Genomic DNA, 24,514 nt, shown 5'->3' on the forward strand with positions numbered 1-24,514 from the left:
CCGACAGACAGGAACCACCGCACATGTCTCTCGACGTCTCCCCGAAGCTCCTCGCCGAAGCCGAGCAGGGCACCATCCGCGAGGAGGACTTCGTGGACACGGTCCGCGCGTCCCTCCCCTACGCCTACGACCTGGTCGCCTCGCTTGCCGGTGAACTCAAGGGCGGCAGCGCCGAGTTCACCGACAACCAGACCCCTCCCCCGTCGGAGAAGGAGCGCGGCCAGCTGCTGCGCGCCCTCGCCAGCGACGCCATCCGGGGCAGCCTGGAGCGCCACTTCGGCGTGGCCCTGGCCTTCCAGAACTGCCACCGGGTGGCGGCGTTCCGCCCGGAGTCGGTGGGCGGTGACACGTACGTCCGCTTCACTTCGGTGCGCTCGCAGGTGCTGAACCAGTCGCCGGAGTTCAGGGACTGCTGAGCGGATCCTCGTGCGCGTGATGAGAGGCCGGGCGGTGCGACCGCCCGGCCCCTCGTTCTCGTACCCGGGACTTCCGTCCCGGCCGTCACCGTGCCGAGGTCACCGCCGGTGCCGGCGCATACCCCGTCGGGCGGGCCGTGAAGGTGCCGCGGCCCTGCGTCCGGCTGCGCAACCTGGTCGCGTAGCCGAAGAGTTCGGCCATTGGCACGGTCGCCGTCACGACCGCCGAACCGCCGCGCGTGGCCGAGCCCGAGACCCGGCCGCGGCGGGCGGCGAGGTCGCCGAGGACCGCGCCGACGGCGTCCTCGGGCACGGTGACCGTGACCTCGACGACCGGTTCCAGGAGGACCATCGCGCAGGCGCGCAGGGCCTCCCGGAGGCCGAACCGGCCCGCGGTGCGGAACGCCGTGTCCGAGGAGTCCTTCACATGGGTCGAGCCGTCGGTGAGGGTGACGCGCAGCCCCGTCACCGGGTGCCCGCCGAGCGGCCCTTCGGCCAGGGCGTCCCGGCAGCCGGCCTCGACCGCGCGGACGTACTCCTGCGGGACCCGGCCGCCCACGACCGTGGAGCGGAACTCGAAGGCCGCCTCCAAGGGCTCGACATCCAGCACGACATGCGCGAACTGCCCCGCGCCGCCGTCCTGTTTGACGTGCCGGTAGGCCAGCCCGGACACCCCGTGCCCGACCGTCTCGCGGTAACTCACCTTCGGACGGCCGACGTTGAGCGACAGCCCGTGCTCGCGCCGCACCTTCTCCACCGCGACCTCCAGATGCAGTTCACCCATGCCGGACAGCAGGGTCTGGCCGGTCTCGGCGTCCGTGCGGACGACCAGCGAGGGGTCCTCCTCGGCCAGCCGGGCGAGCGCGGAGGCCAACCGGTCGGTGTCCACGGACCGCCCCGCCTCGACGGCCACCGACACGACCGGCTCGGCTGTGCTGGGCGGTTCGAGCACGAGCGGGGCGTCCGGCGCGCACAGGGTCGAGCCGGCGCGGGCCGACTTCAGCCCGACGACGGCGACGATGTCACCGGCGACCGCCCGTTCCAACGGCGCGTGCCGGTCGGCCTGCACCCGCAGGATCCGTCCGACGCGCTCGGTGCGCCGCGTGCCCGCGTCCCACACGGTGGCTCCCTTCTCGATCGTTCCCGAGTACACGCGTACGTACGTCAGCCGTCCCGTGGCCGTGGCGTTCACCTTGAACGCCAGCGCCGCAAGGGGCGCCGCCGGATCGCCGGCCCTCTCCTCGCCGTTCACCCCTCGTACGGCGGGCACGTCGAGCGGCGACGGCAGATACGCCACGACCGCGTCCAGCAACGGTTCGATGCCGCGGTTGCGGTAGGCCGAGCCGCACAGGACGACCACGCCGTCGCCGCTGTGGGTGAGGTCCCGCAGGGCGGCGGTGAGGGTGTCCGCGGAGAGGGTCTCCCGGTCGCAGAACTCCTCCAGGGCGGCGGGGTGGCGTTCGGCGACGGCCTCCTCAAGGAGCCGGCGTCGCTTGAGCGCTTCCCCGCGCAGAGCGGCGGGCACCGGCCCGTCCTGCGCCGCCTCACCGGAGTCGGACCAGGTCAGCGCCCGCATCCGCACCAGGTCGACGACGCCGGTGAAGCCGTCCTCGCTGCCGATGGGCAACTGCACGACCAGCGGCGCCGGATGCAGCCGCCGCCGGATCGACTCGACAGCCGCGTCCAGGTCGGCGCCCGCGCGGTCCAGCTTGTTGACGAAGGCGATCCTGGGCACACCGTGCCGGTCCGCCTGCCGCCACACCGACTCGCTCTGCGGCTCCACGCCCGCGACCGCGTCGAACACCGCGACCGCCCCGTCGAGCACCCGGAGCGAACGCTCCACCTCGTCGGCGAAGTCGACATGCCCCGGGGTGTCGATCAGGTTGAGGCGGTGCCCGTCCCAGGCGCAGCTCACGGCCGCCGCGAAGATGGTGATCCCGCGGTCCCGCTCCTGCGGGTCGAAGTCGGTGACGGTCGTGCCGTCATGGACCTCGCCGCGCTTGTGCGTGGTTCCGGTGGCGAACAGGATCCGCTCGGTGACGGTGGTCTTGCCGGCATCGACGTGGGCGAGGATGCCGAGGTTGCGGACGGCGGCGAGCGGGTGGGATGTGTGGGTGCGCACGGCCCATGGCCTTTCAGGTGCTGTGATGACAGGGCTGCGCGATGGCCCGTACGACGACATGACGGCACGTCATACAGGCGTGCCGCGGTGGTACTCGACCGTTCAGACAGTCGTCGCGGGCATCCGGTGCCGGCCGCGCAGCGGGCACCGGAGGGTCCAGGACACGAGGATCACGTCGTACGACGTCCGGGGAACGGCGACAGCTGTGCGCACGCACATGGCCGTACTCCCCTCACTCGTCGTCCCTGGTCATGGCGAGTGTAGGGAGCCGGCCCGGCCCGGCGCACGGGGTTTTCCTGCGGCCGCGGTCAGCGGCGCAGGCCCTGGAGGCCGTCGTAGGCGGACATGACGAGGTCCATGCCGCGGGTGTCCTCGGCGGGTTCACGCATCTGGTCGGTCGCGTAGGCGACCACCATGCGGGCCTCGGGGTCGATCACGACCAGGGAGCCGCCCCAGCCGCCCCAGCCGAAGGAGGTCCCGAAGAGGCCGAAGCCGAGGCCGTACCGCTGGGTCATGCCGATCACGCGGTCCTCGCCGCTGAACTGCTCCTCGCGGGCGCGCTCGGCTCCCGCCGCCGACAGCAGCCGGACACCCCCGACCGTTCCTCCGCAGGCGAGCGCGGACTGTACGAGCGCGACCGAGCGGGCGTTGCCGAACCCGCTCGCGGCGGGGATCTCCGCGCGCCGCCACGCGACGCTGTTGGCGTCCCTGACGCGCATCGCGGTCCCCGCGGCGGGTGTCGCGTCGGGCCCGGGGGCGCCCGCGGTGTAGTCCTCGTCCCGGCCGGGCGGCGGGAGGGTACGGGCGACCCGGTGGTCGTGTCCGGCGGCGAGCCCGATGTGGAAGTCGGCGCCGAGGGGGCCGGTGACGTCCTCGGCGAGGAACGCGCCGATCGTGCGGCCGGTGATCCTGCGCACGACCTCGCCGACCAGGAAGCCCTGGGTGAGCGAGTGGTAGCCGGCCGCGGTGCCGGGCTCCCACAGGAGCGGCTGCGCGGCGAGGCGGGCGGTGGCGGCCGACCAGTCGTAGAGTTCCTCGACCGGGCCCTCCCAGTGGGGCAGGCCGGCGGTGTGCGACAGCAGGTGCCGTACCAGCACCTTGTCCTTGCCGGCGGCGGCGAACTCCGGCCAGTACCGGGCGACCGGGGCGTCCAGGTCGAGATCGCCGCGGTCGGCGAGGATGAGCGCGCACAGCGCCGTCATCGTCTTGGTCGTGGAGAAGACGTTGGTGATCGTGTCCCGCTCCCACGGAGCCGTCCGGCCGGCGTCGGCGAAGCCGCCCCAGACATCCACGACCGGTTCACCGTCCACGAAGACGGCCACGGAGCCGCCGACATCCCCCTCGTCCAAGAGCTCCGCCAGCTTGTTGGGGACCGCGGAGAACAGCTCGTCGTATGTGCCCTGGATGTCGGCCATGCCGGGTATTGAGCCCCTGCCGGGCGGTCCGCGTCAACCGAATTAGGGCGCCCGGTGGACCGTAACGCGAAAGACCCCACAGGAAGTGGGGTCTCACTGGTGTCCGAGGGGGGACTTGAACCCCCACGCCCGATAAAGGGCACTAGCACCTCAAGCTAGCGCGTCTGCCATTCCGCCACCCGGACGAGGTGTCTGCCGCCTTGACGGGGGTGTTCCCCGTGGCGACACGCACAACAATACCAAGCTTTCGGAGTGCCCTTCACCTGCATATCCGTCCGGCGAGGGTCCATGAAGACAGTATTCTGTATACTGTTGGCCACCAAACGGCCCCGGCTCGGAGGCGACATGGAAGATCTGGATTCCGCGGTGGTGCTGGGCATGGCAGACCAGGCACCCGACGGCATAGTGATCACCGACAGGGAAGGGCTGATCCGCTACTGGAACCGGGGTGCGGAGCGCATCTTCGGGTTCGCGGCGGCCGAGGTGACGGGGCAGAGCCTGGACGTCATCATTCCCGAGCGGCACCGCAAGCGGCACCAGGAAGGCTTCGACGCGGCCATGGAGCGGGGGTCCAGCAAGTACGGCGACGCGGATCTGCTGAACGTGCCCGCACTGGCGGCGGACGGCCGCAAGCTGTCCATCGAGTTCAGCGTGGTGCTGCTCTCGGGTCCCGACGGCAGCCCCTACTGCGGCGCGGTCGTCCGGGACGTCACCGCGCGGCGCGAGCGGGAGCGGGAGCTGATGCGGCGCCGGGCCGAGGCGTCGGTCTGAGCACCGGACCACAGCGAAAGGGGCCGTGACCTGTGAGGTCACGGCCCCTTTCAGCGCAGTGCTCAGACGATGACTCCGCTCTCCTTCAGCCGACCGATGGTCTCCTCGTCGTAGCCCAGTTCCACCAGGACCTCGGAGCTGTGCTCGCCCAGCAGCGGGGCGCCGACGACCTCCGGCTCGAAGGAGGAGAACTTCACCGGGCTGCCGACCGTCAGATAGGTGCCGCGGCCCTTCTGCTCGACCTCGACGACTGTGCCGCTCCTGCGCAGGTCCTCGTCGTAGGCGATCTCCTTCAAGCTCATCACCGGGGCGCAGGGCACCTCCCACTCCCGCAGGATGTTCACCGCCTCGTACTTCGTCTTGTCCGCGAGCCACTTCTCGATCTCCTCGAAGATCTCGAAGATGTGCGACTGGCGGGCGCGCGCGGTGGCGTACTCGGGGTCCTCGGCCCACTCGGGGTGGCCGATCACCTCGGCGGTGCGCTTCCAGTTCTGCTCCTGGACGGTGAAGTAGATGTACGCGTTGGGGTCGTCCTCCCAGCCCTTGCACTTGAGGACCCAGCCGGGCTGGCCGCCGCCGCCCGCGTTGCCGCCGCGCGGCACCACGTCGGTGAACTCGCCGTTCGGGTACTGCGGATACTCCTCCAGGTAGCCGACCCGCTCCAGGCGCTGCTGGTCGCGCAGCTTGACGCGGCACAGGTTGAGCACGGCGTCCTGCATGGAGACGGAGACCTTCTGGCCCCGGCCGGTCTTCCCGCGGTCGATGATCGCGGTGAGGATGCCGATCGCCAGGTGCATCCCGGTGTTGGTGTCGCCGATGGCGGCTCCGGAGATGGTGGGCGGGCCGTCCCAGAAGCCGGTGGTGGAGGCGGCGCCGCCCGCGCACTGGGCGACGTTCTCGTAGACCTTGAGGTCGTTCCAGGACGACTGGTCGTTGAAGCCCTTCACCGAGCCGAAGATGAGCCGCGGGTTGAGCTCCTGGATGCGTTCCCAGGTGAAACCCATGCGGTCCAGGGCGCCGGGGGCGAAGTTCTCCACCAGGACGTCGGCGTCCTTGATGAGCTTCTCCAGGACCTCCTTGCCCTCGGCGGTCTTGGTGTTGATGGCCAGGGACCGCTTGTTGCTGTTGAGCATCGTGAAGTAGAGCGCGTCCAGGTCCTCGATGTCCCGCAGCTGACGGCGCGTCACGTCGCCGCCGTTGGGGCGCTCCACCTTCAGCACGTCGGCGCCGAACCAGGCGAGCATCTGCGTGCAGGCGGGACCGGCCTGGACCCCGGTGAAGTCGATCACCTTGATTCCGGCGAGCGGCTTTTCACTCATGTGTGCTTCCTTTTCGTGAAGTTGCGTGGTCACTTCGTGGCCGGCGTGATGTTGCCGACGGTGATGCCCTTGGGGTTCAGGTGCGAGATGTGGCCGCTCTCGGTGCCGGCCGAGGGGTCGATCACGCAGTCGATGAGCGCCGGGCCTCCGGAGGCGAGGGCCTCGGTGAGCGCCGCGGTGACCTCGGCGGGCGTGGTGGCCCGGTAGCCCTTGCCGCCGAACGCCTCGATGAGCAGGTCGTGGCGGGCCGCCGACATGAGGGTCGTGGGCGCGGGCGCGTCGTCGTACGGGTTGGTATCGTCACCGCGGTAGACACCGCCGTTGTTCATGATCACGGTGACGACGGGCAGCTTGTAACGGCAGATCGTCTCGATCTCGATGCCGCTGAACCCGAAGGCGCTGTCGCCCTCGACGGCCACGACCGGGGCGCCGCTCTCGACGGCGGCGGCGATGGCGTAGCCCATGCCGATGCCCATGACGCCCCACGTGCCGCTGTCGAGGCGGTGCCGCGGTACATGCATGTCGATGACGTTGCGCGCGATGTCCAGAGCGTTGGCGCCCTCGTTGACGATGTACGTCTCCGGGTGCGCGCGCACGACATCGCGTACGGCCTTCAGGGCGCCCATGAACTGCATGGGGTGCGGGTCGGCCTCCAGCCGCTTCGCCATCTTGGCGACGTTCTGCGCCGAGCGTGCCCCGAGTTCCTCGCGCCAGGCCGAAGGGGCCGTGATCTGGCCGGGCTTGGTGCGTTCGGCGAGCGCGTCGAGCACGGACTCGATGTCACCGACGAGGGGTGCGGCGATGGGCTGGTTGCTGTCCATCTCCTTGGGGTCGATGTCGATCTGGACGAACTCGGCGTCGGGGTTCCACCCCGTCTGGCCATGACCCAGAAGCCAGTTGAGGCGCGCGCCGATCAGCATTACGACGTCGGCCTTCTTCAGCGCCAGGGAGCGGGCGGTGGCGGCCGACTGCGGGTGGTCGTCCGGCAGCAGGCCCTTCGCCATCGACATCGGTACGTAGGGGATGCCGGTCGACTCGATGAACTGCCGTACCTTGGCGTCCGCCTGGGCGTACGCGGCGCCCTTGCCGAGGACCACCAGCGGGCGCTCGGCGGAGGCGAGCAGCTCGATCGCCCGGTCCACCGCCTCCGGCGCCGGGAGCTGGCGCGGGGCGGGGTCGACGAGGCGGCTCAGTGTCCGGTCACCCTCCGCCTTGGGCAGGATGGCACCGAGCACCGCGGCGGGGATGTCGAGATAGACACCGCCAGGGCGCCCGGAGATCGCGGTGCGCAGGGCGCGGGCGATGCCGCGGCCGATGTCCTCGACCCGGCTGACCCGGTAGGCGGCCTTCACGAACGGCTGCGCGGCGGCGAGTTGGTCCATCTCCTCGTAGTCGCCCTGCTTGAGGTCGACGAGGTGGCGCTCACTGGAGCCGGAGATCTGGACCATGGGGAAGCAGTTGGTGGTCGCGTTCGCCAGCGCGACCAGGCCGTTCAGGAAGCCGGGGGCCGAGACCGTGAGGGCCACGCCGGGCTTCTTGTTGAGGTAGCCGGCGATGGCGGCCGCGTGTCCGGCGTTGCTCTCGTGGCGGAAACCGATGTAGCGGATGCCCTGCGCCTGGGCGAGCCGGGCCAGGTCGGTGATCGGGATGCCGACCACCCCGTAGATGGTGTCGACGTCGTTCATCCTGAGCGCGTCGACGACCAGGTGGTACCCGTCGGTGAGCTCGGTCGGAACGTCGGCTGCTGCCGCGGTCTCCAGGGTCGAGGGAGCGGTCATGGTCCGAGGTCCTCCTTGGGCAGGTCCTGCCGGGGCGGCTACTTCTCTCACCATCCGCAGCGCGCTCGTCCGCGTCCAAGACCCATCGGCGACCAGCCGATAAACGGTGTCTATCGAGGGCTGGTCAGGGGCCTGGCAACTCCCTTGATAGACAGCCGCTATCGGCCGTTCGCCAGCGGGTATTGGACGTCCACCGGGTGCCACCGCACGCTCGCAGAGGATGTTTCATCGGAGCTGTGCGAGGGGGTGGGGTCATGGCCGTTCCGGCCGCGGCATCCGTGCGTGACGCGAACCGGTACCGGCCTCCGCAGGTCACGGGCCTCGTCGACCTCCTCGATCGGCAGGTACGTGAACGCCCTTGCGCCCGGGCCCTGGTGGTGACCGGTGCGCGGGTGCGGCTGTCCTACCGGGCGCTGGCGTCCCTTGCCGACGAGGTGGCCGCCCGGCTCGGTGGGGCGGGGCTGGGCCGTGGTGACGCGGTCGGGCTGATCTGCGCCAACACGGCGGAGTTCGTGGTCGCGTTGCTCGGCGCGGCGCGGGCCGGGCTGGTCGCGGCTCCGTTGGATCCCGCGCTGCCGGAGGCACAACTGGCCTTGCGACTTGGGGCATTGGGGGCCCGAGCGGTCCTTATCGATACGTCGGCGTCCGGTCGTGACGTCATACTTCCAGTGCCCGCGTGGTCGCTGCGCGTGGACGTCTCGGGGGCGGGGACGGCCGCGGTGGCACTAGAACCCGGAGTCTGCGATTCGGCCCAAGTACAAGGTGCAGCGGGTGAGTTGTCGGAGCGGGACGCTCTCGTGCTGTTCACCGCCGGGACCACCGACCGGGCGAAGATGGTCCCGTTGACGCACGACAATGTGGCCGCCTCCCTTCGCACCATCTGCGCCACCTATGAGTTGGGCCCCGACGACGCGACGGTCGCGGTGATGCCGTTCTTCCACGGGCACGGGCTGTTCGCGGCGCTGTTGTCCTCCCTGGCGAGCGGGGGCTGTGTGCTGCTGCCCGAGCGGGGGCGGTTCTCGGCGGGCACGTTCTGGGACGACATGCGGGCCGTGCACGCCACATGGTTCACGGCGGTGCCGGCCATCCACGAGATCCTTCTGGACCGGTCGGAGCGGGAGTACCCGGGCGCGCAGGCGCCGCCGTTGAAGTTCGTGCGCAGTTGCAGCGCGCCCCTCAACACGGCGACCCAGCGCGCGCTGGAGCGGACGTTCGGCGCGCCGCTGCTGTCCGCGTACGGGATGACCGAGTCCTCGCACCAGGCCACCAGCGAACCCCTGCCGCAGCGGGGAGCACTCCGGCAGGGGTCGGTGGGCCGGCCGACCGGGGTCGCGGTGCGGGTCGTGGACCGCAGCGGACGGTCCTGCCCGGCGGGGGTGGAGGGCGAGGTGTGGGTGCAGGGGGCCACGGTCGCCCGGGGCTATCTGGCCGACGGGGACGAGTCGGCGCGGACCTTCGTCGACGGGTGGCTGCGCACCGGGGATCTGGGTGCACTGGACGAGGACGGGTACCTGTCGCTGACCGGCCGGATCAAGAACCTCATCAACCGGGGCGGGGAGAAGATCTCGCCCGAGCATGTCGAGGACATCCTCGCCGGGTGCCCGGGGGTCGCGGAGGCGGCCGTGTTCGCGGTGCCCGACGCGGTGTACGGGCAGCGGGTCGGTGCCGCCGTGGTGGTACGTGAGCCTGACGGCGTCGGGCGCGAGGAGATCCTGCGGTACTGCCGCGACCACTTGGCCGCGTTCGAGGTACCGGACCGACTCGAACTGGTCAACGCGCTGCCGTACACCGCGAAGGGGGGACTGGACCGGAAGGCGGTACAGGTGCGGTACGCACCCTGACGCGGGTTGTCGGAGGCACCGCCCGACGGGGCAGGTCTGGGCGCGGTGCCCCGGCAGGGCATGCACGGGCAGCGCCCACTGTGCCGGTCAGGGAGCAGCCTGCCGGGGGCGGCGCCCCCACAGAGCAGTCCTGGACGCAGCGCCCGAGGAGGCGGTCGGGCAGCGCCCAGCGCGCTCGGGAGGCCGCGGCGGGGCACGGAACTCGTCCCGGACAGCGCACCCGGGCCGCGCGCAGCGGCACACCCCGGTCGGCGAGGACGAGGCCCGGCGCCGCACTGCCGACAACTGGACAGGAAAGGGCAGCGCCGGCCGGACGCCCGCACCCCGGCGGAGCTCAGCGCACCCGGTGCTCGGTGGGCAGGGGACGGGCGATGAAGGCGTCCAGGGACAGGCTCCTCGCCGCACTGCGCACCCGGTGCTCGATGGGCAACGGATGGCGAAGAAATCGTCCAGGCACAGGCTCGTCGCCGCACTGCCCTACACCGCCCCACGACAACTGAACCCGAAAGAGCGCCGCCGACCCGACACCCGCACTCCGACAGAGCTCAACGCACCCGGTGCTCGGCGGGCAAGGGGCGGGCGAAGAAATCGTCCAGGGACAGGCTCGTTGCCGCGTTGACGAAGGCGCGGGCGGCGACCGAGCCGGGGGTCGCCGCGTGGATGGCCACCGAGACCTGGGCGCCGGCCTCGGGGTCGACCAGGGGCAGTGCTCGGGTCCGGCCGACCACTGGCATGGCTCGCAGCCAGGTGTGCGGCACGATGCTCGCCCAGCCGCCGCCGCCCACGTGGGCGTAGAGGGAGGCGATCGAGTCCGTCTCGACCTGCGGGGTGACCACGTACCCCTTCTCCGCGAACACGGTGTCGACGATCTGGCGGATCCGCATGTCCGGCGTGAGCAGCGCGAGGGGCAACTGGGCCGCGTCCGCCCAGGACACGGTGGCGGACTGGGCCACCAGCTGGTCGTCGGAGACCAGCAGCATGTATCTCTCCTGGTAGAGGGGGACGACCTGGAGTCCCTCCTGGTCGTCGGGGTCGAAGTGGGCGATGGCGACGTCGAGTTCGTAGTCGCGCAGTTGGCGGTGGAGTTCTTTCGTCGACAGGCGGGAGCGGACCTGGACCTTGGCCAAGGGGTGTGCCGCGCAGAAGGCGGCCACGGGGAGGGCGAGGGTCGTGGACGCGGTCGGGTCGGTGCCGAGGCGGAGGGTGCCGGTGATGCCGGACTGCACGGCGGCCACCTCGGCCTTGAAGGCGTCCTGTTCGGCGAGGATCCGCTTGGCCCATACGACGAGCCGCTCGCCCTCGGGGGTGAGGCCCTGGTAGTTGTGGCCGCGGTTGATCAGCGTGACGTTCAGCTCGCGCTCCAGTTTGGCGATCGCCGCCGAGAGCGCGGGCTGGGAGACGTAACAGGATTCCGCCGCCCGGGCGAAGTGCCGTTCCCTCGCCACCGCCACGAAGTACTCGAGCTGCCGGAACAGCATGAGCGGCTCCTCCCTGCCCATGGGATCACTGACTCCATACTGTATGCAGTGTGGAGCGATGTACAGGGAGGAGACCGCACAGGTCAGCGCAGATGCCTCACCGCGGCCACCACCAGGGGGTCGAGACCGTCCGCCCCGGCATCGACGAACTCGTGGAGCCGGGTACGCATGCGCGGGTCCCAGAACCTGGCGATGTGCCCCGCGATCGCCTCCGCGGCCTCCTCCCCCGGCAGATGTGCAAGGTTCCTGGCGATGTCGTTGGCCATCCTGCACTCCGCCGGCACGGTCGCTGTCATCTCAGTCCACCACCGTCACGAGGTCGCTCCCGGCGGCATCGGCCTCGCGCGACCGGTCCGGGCGGGCGAGCGCCACCTGTACGGCGGTCACCTTGTACTCGGGGCAGTTGGTCGCCCAGTCGGAGTTCTCGGTGGTTACCACGTTGGCACCGGTGACGGGGTGGTGGAACGTGGTGTACACGACCCCGGTGGGCATGCGGTCGGAGATCTCCGCGCGCAGGGTGGTCTGCCCGACGCGGCTGGCCAGGGTGACCATGTCGCCGTGGTTGATGCCGCGGACCTCGGCGTCGTGCGGGTGCAGTTCCAGTACGTCCTCGGGGTGCCAGGCGACATTGCCGGTACGGCGGGTCTGGGCGCCGACGTTGTACTGGCTGAGGATGCGGCCCGTGGTGAGAACCAGTGGGAAGCGCCGGGTGCTGCGTTCGTTGGTCGGCACGTAGGAGGTGACGACGAACTTGCCCTTGCCGCGCACGAATTCGTCCACGTGCATGATGGGCGTGCCCTCGGGCGCCTCCTCGTTGCACGGCCACTGGACGCTGCCGAGCTTGTCGAGGAGGTCGAAGGAGACCCCGGTGAACGTCGGCGTGACCGAGGCGATCTCGTCCATGATCTGGCCGGGATGGTCGTAGGACATCGCGTAGCCCATGGCGGTGGCGATCTCGCTGACGATCTGCCACTCGTGCTTGCCGGTCTTCGGTTTCATCACCGCGCGCACCCGGTTGATGCGGCGCTCGGCGTTGGTGAAGGTGCCATCCTTCTCCAGGAAGGACGCGCCGGGCAGGAAGACGTGGGCGAACTTGGCCGTCTCGTTGAGGAACAGGTCCTGGACGACGACGAGTTCCATGGCTTCGAGGGCGGCGGTGACGTGCCCCAGGTTGGGGTCGGACTGGGCGATGTCCTCGCCGTGCACGAACAGGCCGCGGAAGGTGCCGTCGATGGCCGCGTCGAACATGTTGGGGATGCGAAGTCCCGGTTCGGCGAGGAGGGTTCCGCCCCACAGGTTCTCGAAGACGGTACGGACCGCGTCGTCGGAGACGTGCCGGTAGCCGGGGAGTTCGTGAGGGAAGGAGCCCATGTCGCAGGAGCCCTGCACGTTGTTCTGGCCGCGCAGCGGGTTCACGCCGACGCCGTCGCGGCCGATGTTCCCGCACGCCATCGCGAGGTTGGCCATTCCCATGACCATGGTCGAGCCCTGGCTGTGCTCGGTGACGCCGAGGCCGTAGTAGATGGCTCCGTTGGGTGCCTCGGCGTACAGCCGTGCGGCGGCCCGGAGTTCGGCGGCCGGAACGGCGGTGATCTCCTCGACGGCCTCCGGGCTGTTCTCCGGGCGGGCGATGAACTCGGCCCACTCGTCGAAGCCTTCGCACCGCTGGTCCACGAAGGACCGGTCCACCAGGCCCTCGGTGACGACCACGTGGGCCATCGCGTTGACCACGGCCACGTTGGTGCTCGGCCGGAGCTGGAGGTGGTGTTGGGCCTCGATGTGCGGGGAGCGTACGAGGTCGATACGGCGCGGGTCCACGACGATCAACTTCGCGCCCTCGCGCAGGCGGCGCTTCATCCGGGAGGCGAACACCGGGTGCCCGTCGGTGGGGTTGGCGCCGATCACCATGATGACGTCGGCCTCGGCGACCGAACGGAAGTCCTGGGTGCCGGCCGACTCGCCGAAGGTCTGCTTGAGGCCGTAGCCCGTCGGGGAGTGGCAGACGCGGGCGCAGGTGTCGACGTTGTTGTTGCCGAAGGCCGCGCGGACCATCTTCTGTACGACGTAGACCTCTTCGTTGGTGCATCGCGAGGAGGTGATCCCGCCGATCGCGCTCGATCCGTGCCGGTCCTGGATCTCGCGCATCCGCCGGGCGACCGTGCCGATCGCCTCGTCCCACTCGACCTCGCGCCAGGGGTCGGTGATCCGGTCGCGGACCATGGGCTTGAGTTGACGGTCCGGGTGGGTGGCGTAACCGAAGGCGAAGCGGCCCTTCACGCAGGAGTGGCCCTCGTTGGCGCCGCCGTCCTTGTACGGCACCATGCGCACGAGTTCGTCGCCGCGCAGCTCGGCCTTGAAGGAACAGCCGACCCCGCAGTACGCGCACGTCGTCACAACCGACCTGGTGGGCATGCCCAGTTCGACGACCGAACGCTCCTGGAGTGTGGACGTCGGGCAGGCCTGGACGCAGGCCCCGCAGGAGACGCACTCGGAGTCCATGAAGGTCTCGCCGGCGCCTGGCGAGACCTTGGAGTCGAAGCCGCGGCCCTCGATGGTGAGGGCGAAGGTGCCCTGGACCTCGCCGCAGGCGCGGACGCAGCGGGAGCAGGCGATGCACTTGGCGGGGTCGAAGTCGAAGTACGGGTTGGAGGTGTCCTTCTCGGCGTCTAGGTGGTTCTCGCCCTCGTAGCCGTAGCGGACCTGCCTGAGGCCCACCACCCCTGCCATGTCCTGGAGTTCGCAGTCCCCGTTGGCCGGGCAGGTCAGGCAGTCCAGGGGGTGGTCGGAGATGTAGAGCTCCATGACACCCTGGCGGAGCTTCTCCACCTTCGGTGTCTGGGTGCTGACCTTCATGCCGTCGGCGCACGGGGTGGTGCAGGACGCCGGAGTGCCACGCCGGCCGTCGATCTCCACCACGCACAGCCGGCAGGAGCCGAACGCCTCCAGGCTGTCGGTGGCGCAGAGTTTGGGTATGTCGACGCCGGCCTGCGCGGCCGCGCGCAGCACCGAGGTGCCCTCGGGGACGGTCACCGGCAGACCGTCCACCTCCACGGACACGGTTGCCGGGCCCGGCCGTTCAGGGGTTCCGAAGTCGGGTTCCTTGAGCAGGGTCATGCCGTGCCCTCCGTCGCTTGTACGGGGTGGATCTCCAGCAGCCGACGGCCGCCGAGGAAGTCGTCGGGGAAGTGGGTCAGGGCGCTGCGCACGGGCAGCGGGGTCAGCCCGCCCATCGCGCACAGCGAGCCCTCGGTCATCAGGTCGCAGAGGTCTTCGAGCAGGGCGAGGTTCTCGTCCCGGTGGGTGCCGGCGACGATTCTGTCGATCACCTCGACCCCGCGCACCGCGCCGACCCGGCACGGTGTGCACTTGCCGCAGGACTCCTCGGCGCAGAACTCCATCGCGAAACGGGCCTGTGCCGCCATGTCGACGCTGTCGTCGAACACGACCACGCCACCGTGGCCCACCATCGCTCCGGCGGCCGCGAACGCCTCGTAGTCCATGGGCAGGTCGAACATCGACTCCGGCAGGTACGCCCCGAGCGGGCCGCCGACCTGCGCGGTGCGCACCGGGCGTCCGGAGTGGGTTCCGCCGCCGTACTCCTCGATGAGTTCGCGCAGGGTGATACCGAAGGCGGTCTCCACGATGCCGCCGTGGGCGATGTTGCCGCCGAGCTGGAACACCTGGGTGCCGCGGGAGCGTTCGACGCCGAGTCGCTCGTACGCCTGCGCGCCCTTGGCCATGACGACGGGCACGGTGGCGAGGGTGAGGACGTTGTTCACCACGGTCGGTCTGCCGAACAGGCCCTCGATCGCCGGGATGGGCGGTTTCGCGCGGACCATGCCGCGCTTGCCCTCCAGGCTCTCCAGCATGGAGGTCTCCTCGCCGCAGATGTACGCGCCGGCGCCGACGCGGACGTGCAGGTCGAAGTCGAGGGCCGAGCCGAGGATGCCCTTGCCGAGCCAGCCGTGCTCGCGCGCGACGCCGATCGCCCGGCGCATCGTGGCCACCGCGTCCGGGTATTCCGAGCGGATGTACAGGTAGCCCTCGCTCGCGCCGACCGCGTGTGCGGCGATCGTCATGCCCTCGATGAGCATGAAGGGGTCGCCCTCCATGACCATGCGGTCGGCGAAGGTCCCGCTGTCGCCCTCGTCGGCGTTGCAGCAGACGAACTTCAGCTCGTCGGCGCAGTCGAGCACGGTCTTCCACTTGATGCCGGCCGGGAATCCGGCGCCGCCGCGGCCGCGCAGTCCGGACGCGGTGACCTCGGCGACCACGTCCGCGGGGGCCAGTTCCAGGGCGGCGCGCAGTCCGGCGAGGCCGCCGTGTGCCTCGTAGTCCTCCGCGGACAGGGGGTCGGTGACGCCGACCCGGGCAAAGGTGACGCGGTTCTGGCGTGCCAGCCAGGGCAGTTCGTCGACGATGCCGAGCCGCAGCGGGTGATCCGCGCCGTCGAGCATCCCGGCGGCGAGGAGTCCGTCGACGTCCTCGGGGGCCACCGGGCCGTAGCCGACGCGTCCCTGCGGGGTCACCACCTCGACCAGGGGCTCCAGCCACAGCATGCCGCGCGATCCGTTGCGTACGACGTCGAGGGCGAAGTCGCCGCGGCCACCAGCGTGTTGGAGGGCTTGTGCGACCTCGTCCGCGCCGACGGACCTGGCCGCGGAGTCGCGGGGGACGTAGACGGTGGCCGTGGAGTGCGAGGGGTTGTTCATGAGGAGACCGTCCCGTTGAGGATCGAGCCCAGCCGGGCCGGGCCGACGCGTCCGTACAGCCGCCCGTTCGCCTCCACGGAGGGTCCGAGCGCGCAGTTGCCGAGGCAGAAGACCTGCTCGACGGTGACCGAGCCGTCCGCCGCCGTCTCCCCGAGGGGCAGGCCGGACTCGCGGGCGTAGCTGACCAGTTGGTCGGCGCCCAGCGCCTGGCAGGCCTCGGCGCGGCAGATGCGCACGGTGGTGCGGCCCGCGGGCTCGCGGCGGAAGTCGTGGTAGAAGGTCACGACTCCGTGGACGTCGGCCCGGGAGAGGTTGAGCTCCTCGGCGAGCACCGGCACGGCCTCCTGCGGCACATGGCCCAACTCGGCCTGCACGGCGTGCAGTACGGGCAGCAGCGCACCGCGCTCACCCCGGTGGCGGGCCACCACCCTCCGGACCACGCTCTCGACCGTCACGTCACTCCTGCTGGTCGTCATGATCGCTTCGCCTTCCGTCACGCGGGTCCCCGGCGAGGGGTGCAGGAGACTGGGACAATACTCCATACAGACTTCTGTATACACGACAGACCGAGCGAGAGGACTGAGTCCTGCCGAACGGGAGAACCGACTCAGGGAACCTGGGTACCGCGTGCGCCGACCAGGGCTGACCCGCCGCCGACCCACGCCATGTTGCATACCAAAACCTGTATGCTGACGCGGCCGTCGGCAACCCTCCGGACGGCCCCACTTGGCACAGCCGTCGTCGGGCGACACCGGCGGCAGAACGGGACAACCATGCGCGAGGCACTCACGGCCGCAGCGTCCCGGCGCGTCACCCGCCCGGCACCGCTGCGTCAGGCCGTGTACGACGCCCTGACCGAGCTGATCGTCAACGGCTCCCTCAAGCCCGGCCAGCATCTGGTCGAGGCCGAGCTCGCCGAACACCTCGGCGTCAGCCGCCAGCCGGTGCGCGAGGCCCTCCAGCGCCTCCAGACCGCCGGATGGGTGGATCTGCGGCCCGCCCAGGGGGCCTTCGTCCACTCCCCCACCGAGGAGGAGGCCGCCCAGCTCCTCGGCGTCCGGGCGGTCCTGGAGACCTACTCGGCCCAGCTCGCCGCCAAGAACGCGAAGCCCGAGGACATCGCGCGTCTCGACGAGCTCCAACTGGAAGGCATCGCCGCTCTTGCCGACGGCAACGTCGAGCGGCTCGTCTCCGCCAACACCGCGCTGCACGACTTCATCACCGCCGTCGCCGACAACGCCGTGCTGGCCGAACTGATCGCCCAGGTGGGCCAGAAGGTCCGCTGGTACTACACGCCGATCGCCAAGCCCCGCGGCAAGGAGGCCTGGAACGAGCACACGCAGCTCATCAGGGCCATCGCCAAGGGTGACGCACATCAGGCGGGCGAGCTCATGCGCAAGCACACCGAGCGTACGACCGAGTTCTACCGCAAGCAGATCGCGGCCAGGTCGAGCCAGGACTGACGTCGGACCGGGCATGGTTCAGGACGCGGCGAGGAAGCCGACGGGGCGGAGGGCGCTCCCAGGATCACTTGCCGGGTCGCGGCCCGGGTCGAGGGCTGGATCCAGGGGCGGGTCCAGGGCCGGGTCGAGGACGGGTGGGCGGCGGGTCTCCGCGGCGGCCCGCAGGTCCAGCAGCCACGGCAGGACCGTGCGCAGCACGACGTCCAGTCCGGCGCCGTCCGCGCCGAGCATCGCCTCCGCGGGCACCAGCACCGGGTCCGCGAACACCGTGGACGTCGCGCTGCCGCGGGGACCGGCGGCGCCGGGCCGCGCGGGGACGAACAGGTCCGGCGCGTGCGCCGGGACCGCCCAGAGAGTCAGCCCGTCGGGAGCGGTGAGGGGTCGGGAGGACCAGACGTAGAGGTCGGCCTCCCCCGCCGCGACCACCCGCTGCTTGCGGGCCCGCAACGCCACCACCTCACCGGAACGGGTGGCCACGGAGCGCGGCACGAGGAGCTGGGAGTCCGCCGCCGGCCCGTCCCCCTCCGCCTCCCCCATCCCCTCGCCCTCCGACTCCGCGAGGTCCCCCGACTTCGCGAGGTCGCCCGACTCCGCGAGGGCGAGACTGGCGAGATGGCGTCCGGCGGCGATCTCGGCGCGCAGCCAGGGTCCGCCGTGCGCCTCGATGACGGCCACGGCCGTGTAGTGCGACTGGAGCACGGTCGCGGTCGCCGGGCAGACGCGCGCCGTCCGCGCGACGACGTCGGCGGCTTCGGGCAACCCCCGTCCTCCGCCGCCGAATTCGGTGGAGACCGTGAGTCCCAGGAGTCCCGCGCGACCGAGGGCCGTCACGGCGCCGCGAGGGAACCGGCCCCGGACGGCCGCCGCTTCGGCGACAGGTCCCGCGAGGCCGGTCAGGACTTCGGAGAGAGCGGTGCGGTACGACACGGGGCATCCCCCTCGGGCATGGCTGCTGGTCCACTGTCCAACAATGATTGCATACAGTATTCTGCATGGGAAGGTGACCGCGCCAGGGGTCGAGCCGGGCAATTTCCGGGACGCGGCTCTGTGCGAGACGCGGAGCGGCTCCAGACCGCCGGGTGGGTCGACCCGCGCCCTTCCCAGAGGGCGTTCGTCCACTCCCCCACCACCGAGAAGTGCGCCCAACTCCTCAGTGTCCGGGGCCTCTTGGAGACCCATTTCGCGCGCGGCGGCGCCCAGCACACCACTCCCGGCGACACCGCTCGTCTGTGGGAGCTCCAGCAGACCGGCCTGACCGCCCTGGCGGCCACGGACGCCCGGGCGCTCGTGGAGGCGAACGCCGGGAACGAGCACGCGAGGATCATCAAGGCCATCGGCGAGGGCGCCACCGACTTCTACTGCCGGCAGATCGCCGCGGTGGCAGGCCGGGGTGACTGACCCCCGGCTCACCACCGCCCGCCTTGACGCCCCCAACAGGCCAAGGTGGCTCAGGAGTTCGGGGCGATCTCCCGCAGCAGCCCTGTCGTGACGTCGAAGACGAAGCCGCGCACGTCGTCGGTGTGCAACAGGAACGGCGAGGTGCGCACCCGCTGCATGGACTGCCGTACGTCCTGGTCGACGTCCCGGAACGCCTCCACCGCCCAGGCGGGGCGCTGACCGACCTCCAGCTCCAGCTCGTGGCGGAAGTCCTCGGTCAGGGTCTGCAGACCGCAGCCGGTGTGGTGGATGAGCGCCACACTGCGGGTGCCGAGGGCGCGCTGACTGATCGTCAGGGAGCGGATCGTGTCATCGGTGACCACACCGCCCGCGTTGCGGATGGTGTGGCAGTCGCCGAGCTCCAGACCGAGCGCGGCGTGCAGGTCGAGGCGGGCGTCCATGCACGCCACGACGGCAACGTGCAGGACGGGGCGGGCGCCCATGCCGGGGTCGGTGAATCGGGCGGCGTAGGCGCGGTTGGCTGCCACGAGCCGGTCGGTGACGGTCGTGGTTCGGGGTACGGAAGTCGTCATGTGGGGCTACCTCACTCCGGTCGGGTCGGTCAGATGACGCCCTGCTCCTTGAGCTGCGGCAACTCGCTCCGGGACAGTCCGAGTTCGCCGATGTAGATGTCCTCGTTGTGTTGGCCGAGGAGGGGTGGGGTGGTGATGGTGGTGGGGGAGTCGGAGAGTTTGAGGGGGTTGCCGACGGTGGTGAACGTGCCGCGGTGGGGATGTGCGACCTCGACGATCATGTCGTTGTCGGCCAGGGAGCGGTCCTCGATGATCTCCTTGGGGGACAGGATCGGCCCGCACGGAATGTTGTGGCGGTTGAGTTGTTCCAGGACCTGCCATTTGGGCAGGGTCGCGGTCCATTCCTCGATCAGCTGGAACATCTTCGCCAGTTTCGGCAGCCGGGCCTCGGGAGTGGCCCACTCGGGGTCTTCGGCGAGCTCGGGCCGGCCGATCAAAGCGGCCAGGGGCGTCCAGCCGACGGGCTGGACGATGACGTAGACGTAGTCGTTGGGGCCGCCGGGTGCGCACCGGACGGCCCAGCCGGGCTGGCCGCCGCCGGAGGCGTTCCCGGAGCGGGGCACGTCGTCGGTGAAGTCGTCGTTGGGGTATTCGGCCAGCGGGCCGTGTGCGAGGCGTTGCTGGTCGCGGAGTTTGACCCGGCACAGGTTCAGGACCGCGTGCTGCATGGCCACGTTCACCCGCTGGCCGCGGCCGGTCCTCTCGCGCTGCAAGAGCGCGGCCAGGATGGCGGCGACCGCATGCACTCCGGTGCCGGAGTCGCCGATCTGCGCGCCGGTCGCCAGCGGCGGCCCGTCCTCGAACCCGGTCGTGGCCATCGAGCCGCCCATCGCCTGCGCGACCACCTCGTACGCCTTGAAGTTCGTGTACGGGCCGTCGCCGAAGCCCTTGATCGAGGCGTACACGATCCTCGGGTTGATCTCCCGGATCCGGTCCCACGTGAACCCCATCCGGTCCACCGCACCCGGCGCGAAGTTCTCCACCAGCACATCCGCACCCCGCACCAGCGCGGTCAGGATCTCCCGGCCCCGCTCGGTCTTCAGGTTCAGCGTGATACTGCGCTTGTTGCAGTTGAGCATCGTGAAATACAGCGAGTCCGCGTCCGGGACATCCCGCAGCTGCCGGCGCGTGACATCCCCGCCCGGCGCCTCCACCTTCACCACATCCGCCCCCAGCCACGCCAGCAACTGCGTCGCCGACGGACCCGACTGCACATGCGTCATGTCCAGCACCCGCACACCATCAAGCGCCAACGTCATGCTCGCCACCCCATCTCTGCGTCGTCGTGTGTTCGCCGGTGGCCGGGCAGCGTCCCTTCCCGGTGCGCCGCCCTGGCCTTTCTCACGGCATCAGCTGGTACTCGGGGAAGTTCCCGGGCAGCCGTTCGCCGGCCGGACCCTGCGTCACGGCGCGGATCAGCAGTTCGCCCCCGACGAAGGCGCCGCGCCAGGAGGCGCCGAACCCGCCGAACAGCTCGTCGCGGTCGCCGCGGGACCGCGGCTTGCCGTGGCCGATCTTGAACGCGCGGATCTGCGGGGCGAGCCGGTCGAAGGTGGCCCGGTCGTCGGTGGACAGGGTGGCCACCAGGGCGCCGTTGGAGGCGTTCATCGCGGCCAGCAGTTCCGCCTCGGTGTCGACCAGGACGATGGTGTCGACCGGGCCGAAGGGTTCCGCGTGGTGCAGGGGTGAGGAGGGGGGCGGGTTGAGGAGGGTGACGGGCTGGACGTATGCCGAGGTGTCCTGGCCGGGCAGGAAGCGGGCGTCGGCCTCGCTGCCGCGGTGCACGGGGACGGCTCCGCGGTTGATGGCCTCGGCGACCTGGTCGCGGAGTTCCTTCGCCTTGGCCGCGTTGATCACCGGCCCGAAGTCCAGTGCGGGGTAAGGGTCGTCGGGGTGTTCGACGGCGAGGGGGTGGCCGAGGCGCAGGGTGCGCACGGCGGGGAGGTAGGCCGTCAGGAACTCGTCGAACAGCTCGCGCTGGACGACGAACCGCGGGTAGGCGGTGCAGCGCTGCTTGCCGTAGTCGAAGAGCTTGGGGATGACGGCGGTGAGCGCGTCCCAGTCGGTGTGGTTCCAGATGCCCCAGGTGTTGAGCCCCTCCTGTTCCAGTACGTGCCGCTTGCCGAGGTCGGCGACGGCCGTGGCGACGGCGGCGCCGGTGTCGCGGCCGCCGACGAAGGAGACGCAGCCGATCTCCGGCGCCCGCACCAGCGCCTCGGACAGCTCTCGCCCGCTGCCACTGACGAGGGTGACGGGAATCCCTTCGCGGGCGGCGAGCGCGCAGGCCAGGGTCAGGCAGGCGACGCCGCCGTCGGTCGGGGTCTTGGCGATGACCGCGTTGCCCGCCAGTGCCTGCACCAGCATGGCGTGCACGAGCACGCTCATCGGGTAGTTCCAGCTGGCGATGTTGGACACCGGGCCGTCCAGCGGGGCGCGGCCCTCGACCATCGGTTCGATGCCGTCGACGTACCAGCGCACGCCGTCGATGGCCCGGTCGACGTCGGCCTGCGCGAGCCGCCAGGGCTTGCCGATCTCCCAGACCAGCAGGAGCGCGAGGAGTTCGCGGTGCTGGGTGAGGGCGTCGAGGGTGGCCGCGACGCGGGCCCGGCGCTCTTCGAGCCGTATGTGCCGCCAGGCGCGGTGCTGGTCGAGGGAGGCGCGGACGGCCTGGTGGGCGGCTTCCCGGTCCAGGCGCGGCGGGCCGGCGATCGGGCTGCCGTCGACGGGGCTGGTGGCGGGCAGTGCCCGGCCGTCGGCCCGCCAGGCGTTGGCCCAGAGGTTGAGGACGCGGTCGTCCCGGAAGGCCTCGGGGGCGACCGCGAGGCAGCGCTGCCAGGCGTCGTTCCAGGAGGTACCGGACTTCACGACGAGGTGGGTGGAGTTGAGGGTGGTTGTCATGCGATGTCTCCGCTCTCGGTGCACAGTCGGGGGCGGGGCGGGGCGGGGTGGGACGGGGCGGGGCAGGGCGTCCGGGGTCGCGGCGGGGCCGGGCGAATTCTCCGTCCGCCGTCGTGTGTGGGTCCGGGTCAGGCGTGAGGGGCCTCGCGGACCTTGTCCTTACGGACCGTGTCCTCGCGGACCGTGTCCAGCAGGTCGAGCACGAGGCGCGCCGTCTCGGTGGGGGTGTTCCCGACCTTGACGCCGACCGCCTCCAGCGCCGCCTTCTTCGCCCGCGCCGTGCCCGCCGAACCGGACACGATGGCACCGGCGTGGCCCATGGTCCGTCCCTCGGGCGCGGTGAATCCGGCGATGTAGCCGACGACGGGCTTGGTGACGTGTTCACGGATGTACGCGGCCGCCCGCTCCTCGGCATCCCCGCCGATCTCCCCGATGAGAACGATCAGTTCGGTGTCGGGGTCGTCCTGGAAGGCCGCCAGACAGTCGATGTGGGTGGTGCCGACGACGGGGTCTCCGCCGATGCCGACACAGGTGGAGAAGCCGATGTCGCGCAGCTCGTACATGAGTTGGTAGGTGAGCGTGCCCGACTTGGACACCAGACCGATGCGGCCGGACCGGGTGATGTCCGCCGGGATGATGCCGGCGTTGGACTGACCGGGGGTGATCAGGCCGGGGCAGTTGGGGCCGACGATCCGTGTCCCCTTCTTCTTCGCGTACGAGGTGAAGGCGACGGAGTCGTGGACGGGGATACCTTCGGTGATGACGACGGCCAGCGCGATCCCCGCGTCCACGGCCTCGACGACTGCCGCTCCGGCGAAGGGGGGCGGCACGAAGACGACGGTGACGTCCGCCCCGGTTGCCCCTATGCCGTCAGCGACTGAGCCGAAGACGGGGACGGCCCGGTCGTCGAAGTCGACTCGCTGTCCGGCCTTGCGCGGGTTGACGCCGCCGACCACATTTGTGCCCGCCGCGAGCATGCGCCGGGTGTGTTTCATGCCCTCGCCACCGGTCATGCCCTGGACGAGGACCCTGGACTCCTTGGTCAGGAAGATGGCCATGTCCCTCTCCTTCAGCCGGCGTTGGCGAGTTCGGCGGCGCGGCGGACGGCGCCGTCCATGGTGGTGGCCTGCTGGACCAGGGGGTGGGCCCGTTCGTCGAGGACGGCCCGGCCGCGGCTGGCGTTGTTGCCGTCGAGGCGCACCACGAGCGGCTTGGTGAGGCGGACCTCGTCCAGGGCCCGCACGATCCCGTCGGCGACCGCGTCGCAAGCGGTGATCCCGCCGAAGACGTTGACGAACACGGACTTCACGGCCGGGTCCGACAGGATGACCGTCAGTCCGTCGGCCATGACCTGGGCCGAGGCGCCGCCGCCGATGTCGAGGAAGTTGGCGGGACGGGCCCCGCAGCCGGCGACCACGTCGAGGGTCGACATGACCAGGCCGGCGCCGTTGCCGATGACACCGACCTCGCCGTCGAGCTTGACGTAGTTGAGGCCCTTCGCGGCGGCGGCCGCCTCCAGCGGATCGTCGTGGGCGATGGTCTCCGCACCCCAACGGGACTGGCGGAAGCGGGCATTGTCGTCGAGGGTGACCTTGCCGTCGAGGGCGAGGATGTGCCCCTGCCGGGTGCGGACGAGCGGGTTGACCTCGACGAGGACGGCGTCCTGGCCGACCAGCACCTCCCACAGTCGTACGAGGACGTCGACGGTCTGCGGCGGCAGTCCGGCCGCCTCGGCGATCTCGCCCGCCTTCGCCGAGGTGACGCCCTCGGCGGGGTCGACGGGTATCCGGGCGACCGCCTCCGGACGGACCGCGGCGACCTCCTCTATGTCCGTGCCGCCCTCCGCCGAGGCGATCGCGAGGAAGCGGCCCGCGGCCCGGTCGAGGACGTAGGCGACGTAGAACTCGCTCTCGATGTCCACGGGTTGGGCCAGCATGACCTTGCGGACCGGGTGCCCCTTGATGTCCTTGCCGAGGATCCGGCGTGCCGTCCTCTCGGCCTCGGCCGGGTCGGTGGCGAGCCGCACCCCGCCCGCCTTGCCTCGGCCGCCGGTCTTGACCTGCGCCTTGACGACGACGCTGCCGCCGAGCCTGCGGGCCATCACCCGTGCTTCCTGGGGCGAGTCGGTGACCTCCGCCCTGGGCACCGGGATCCCGCGTTCTTCGAAAAGCGCCCGGGCTTCGTGCTCGTACAGGTCCATGCTTGGGCTCCCGTCTCAAAGTGCACGACTCAAAAGTGCTGCACGCCCCCTGGACATCACCCATCGGATGCGGGATAACAATCTTCATACAGTATTCGTCGACTGTATGCAATGTGCCAAACATGGCCGTG

Annotated in this window: 20 protein-coding genes and 1 tRNA gene; 5 read left to right on the plus strand and 16 right to left on the minus strand. The window is 70.7% G+C overall.

What is annotated here, in order from left to right; all coding sequences use genetic code 11:
• Positions 1-23 precede the first annotated feature (23 nt).
• Complete coding sequence (locus D1369_RS06410) at positions 24-416, plus strand: SCO5389 family protein (protein ID WP_007385968.1); 393 nt, start codon at positions 24-26, stop codon at positions 414-416.
• Positions 417-501: 85 nt separating this feature from the next.
• On the opposite strand, the gene fusA is transcribed toward D1369_RS06410, so the two are convergent.
• From fusA to D1369_RS06425, 3 genes are all read right to left on the minus strand, one after another.
• On the minus strand, positions 502-2,538 hold the full coding sequence (gene fusA / locus D1369_RS06415; RefSeq protein WP_118082325.1) for an elongation factor G: 2,037 nt from the start codon (positions 2,536-2,538) through the stop codon (positions 502-504).
• Positions 2,539-2,846: 308 nt separating this feature from the next.
• Complete coding sequence (locus tag D1369_RS06420) at positions 2,847-3,953, minus strand: EstA family serine hydrolase (RefSeq protein WP_007385967.1); 1,107 nt, start codon at positions 3,951-3,953, stop codon at positions 2,847-2,849.
• A 97-nt stretch (positions 3,954-4,050) separates the two neighbouring features.
• Positions 4,051-4,138 (minus strand) — tRNA-Leu (locus D1369_RS06425).
• 160 nt (positions 4,139-4,298) lie between these two features.
• Between D1369_RS06425 and D1369_RS06430 the strand changes: the two genes are divergently transcribed.
• A complete protein-coding gene (locus tag D1369_RS06430) occupies positions 4,299-4,724 on the plus strand; it encodes a PAS domain S-box protein (protein WP_037902019.1) in 426 nt (141 codons plus the stop codon).
• A 62-nt stretch (positions 4,725-4,786) separates the two neighbouring features.
• Here D1369_RS06430 and frc (D1369_RS06435) read toward each other — a convergent pair whose 3' ends face one another.
• Both frc (D1369_RS06435) and oxc read right to left on the minus strand, forming a co-directional pair.
• Positions 4,787-6,043, minus strand: a complete 1,257-nt coding sequence (frc, locus tag D1369_RS06435; RefSeq protein WP_007385965.1) for a formyl-CoA transferase — start codon at positions 6,041-6,043, stop codon at positions 4,787-4,789.
• A gap of 29 nt (positions 6,044-6,072) precedes the next feature.
• Positions 6,073-7,821 carry an oxalyl-CoA decarboxylase gene (gene oxc / locus D1369_RS06440; RefSeq protein WP_007385964.1) on the minus strand — a complete coding sequence of 583 codons (1,749 nt, stop codon included), beginning with the start codon at positions 7,819-7,821 and terminating at the stop codon, positions 6,073-6,075.
• 254 nt (positions 7,822-8,075) lie between these two features.
• Between oxc and D1369_RS06445 the strand changes: the two genes are divergently transcribed.
• The gene (locus D1369_RS06445) at positions 8,076-9,662 is read left to right on the plus strand and encodes a FadD7 family fatty acid--CoA ligase (RefSeq protein WP_007385963.1); all 1,587 of its coding nucleotides are present in this window, start codon (positions 8,076-8,078) and stop codon (positions 9,660-9,662) included.
• A gap of 545 nt (positions 9,663-10,207) precedes the next feature.
• Here D1369_RS06445 and D1369_RS06450 read toward each other — a convergent pair.
• The 5 genes from D1369_RS06450 to D1369_RS06470 form a co-directional block, all read right to left on the minus strand.
• The gene (locus D1369_RS06450) at positions 10,208-11,161 is read right to left on the minus strand and encodes a LysR family transcriptional regulator (RefSeq protein ID WP_272920824.1); all 954 of its coding nucleotides are present in this window, start codon (positions 11,159-11,161) and stop codon (positions 10,208-10,210) included.
• Positions 11,162-11,223: 62 nt separating this feature from the next.
• On the minus strand, positions 11,224-11,436 hold the full coding sequence (locus tag D1369_RS06455) for a formate dehydrogenase subunit delta (protein ID WP_007385961.1): 213 nt from the start codon (positions 11,434-11,436) through the stop codon (positions 11,224-11,226).
• A gap of 1 nt (position 11,437) precedes the next feature.
• The gene (gene fdhF / locus D1369_RS06460; RefSeq protein WP_007385960.1) at positions 11,438-14,254 is read right to left on the minus strand and encodes a formate dehydrogenase subunit alpha; all 2,817 of its coding nucleotides are present in this window, start codon (positions 14,252-14,254) and stop codon (positions 11,438-11,440) included.
• A complete protein-coding gene (locus D1369_RS06465) occupies positions 14,251-15,852 on the minus strand; it encodes an NADH-quinone oxidoreductase subunit NuoF (protein ID WP_007385959.1) in 1,602 nt (533 codons plus the stop codon). The genes fdhF and D1369_RS06465 overlap by 4 nt, the downstream gene beginning before the upstream one ends.
• Positions 15,849-16,328, minus strand: a complete 480-nt coding sequence (locus D1369_RS06470; protein ID WP_037903877.1) for a formate dehydrogenase subunit gamma — start codon at positions 16,326-16,328, stop codon at positions 15,849-15,851. The genes D1369_RS06465 and D1369_RS06470 overlap by 4 nt, the downstream gene beginning before the upstream one ends.
• A gap of 297 nt (positions 16,329-16,625) precedes the next feature.
• Between D1369_RS06470 and D1369_RS06475 the strand changes: the two genes are divergently transcribed.
• The gene (locus D1369_RS06475) at positions 16,626-17,315 is read left to right on the plus strand and encodes a GntR family transcriptional regulator (protein ID WP_007385957.1); all 690 of its coding nucleotides are present in this window, start codon (positions 16,626-16,628) and stop codon (positions 17,313-17,315) included.
• Between the two features lie 18 nt (positions 17,316-17,333).
• On the opposite strand, the gene D1369_RS06480 is transcribed toward D1369_RS06475, so the two are convergent.
• Positions 17,334-18,242, minus strand: a complete 909-nt coding sequence (locus D1369_RS06480; protein WP_037902011.1) for an acyl-CoA dehydrogenase family protein — start codon at positions 18,240-18,242, stop codon at positions 17,334-17,336.
• A gap of 120 nt (positions 18,243-18,362) precedes the next feature.
• Between D1369_RS06480 and D1369_RS06485 the strand changes: the two genes are divergently transcribed.
• On the plus strand, positions 18,363-18,713 hold the full coding sequence (locus D1369_RS06485) for a hypothetical protein (protein ID WP_007385955.1): 351 nt from the start codon (positions 18,363-18,365) through the stop codon (positions 18,711-18,713).
• 50 nt (positions 18,714-18,763) lie between these two features.
• Here D1369_RS06485 and D1369_RS06490 read toward each other — a convergent pair whose 3' ends face one another.
• The 5 genes from D1369_RS06490 to sucC form a co-directional block, all read right to left on the minus strand.
• Positions 18,764-19,285 (minus strand): carbonic anhydrase, encoded by a 522-nt coding sequence (locus D1369_RS06490; RefSeq protein WP_007385954.1) that lies wholly within the window; start codon positions 19,283-19,285, stop codon positions 18,764-18,766.
• A 29-nt stretch (positions 19,286-19,314) separates the two neighbouring features.
• On the minus strand, positions 19,315-20,544 hold the full coding sequence (frc, locus tag D1369_RS06495; protein WP_037903875.1) for a formyl-CoA transferase: 1,230 nt from the start codon (positions 20,542-20,544) through the stop codon (positions 19,315-19,317).
• An 82-nt stretch (positions 20,545-20,626) separates the two neighbouring features.
• On the minus strand, positions 20,627-22,183 hold the full coding sequence (locus D1369_RS06500) for an aldehyde dehydrogenase family protein (protein ID WP_007385952.1): 1,557 nt from the start codon (positions 22,181-22,183) through the stop codon (positions 20,627-20,629).
• A 128-nt stretch (positions 22,184-22,311) separates the two neighbouring features.
• Positions 22,312-23,241, minus strand: a complete 930-nt coding sequence (sucD, locus tag D1369_RS06505; RefSeq protein WP_007385951.1) for a succinate--CoA ligase subunit alpha — start codon at positions 23,239-23,241, stop codon at positions 22,312-22,314.
• Positions 23,242-23,252: 11 nt separating this feature from the next.
• Complete coding sequence (sucC, locus tag D1369_RS06510) at positions 23,253-24,383, minus strand: ADP-forming succinate--CoA ligase subunit beta (protein WP_007385950.1); 1,131 nt, start codon at positions 24,381-24,383, stop codon at positions 23,253-23,255.
• Positions 24,384-24,514: the final 131 nt, after the last annotated feature.

It is taken from the genome of Streptomyces sp. CC0208, assembly GCF_003443735.1.
Taxonomy (GTDB): Bacteria; Actinomycetota; Actinomycetes; order Streptomycetales; family Streptomycetaceae; genus Streptomyces; species Streptomyces sviceus.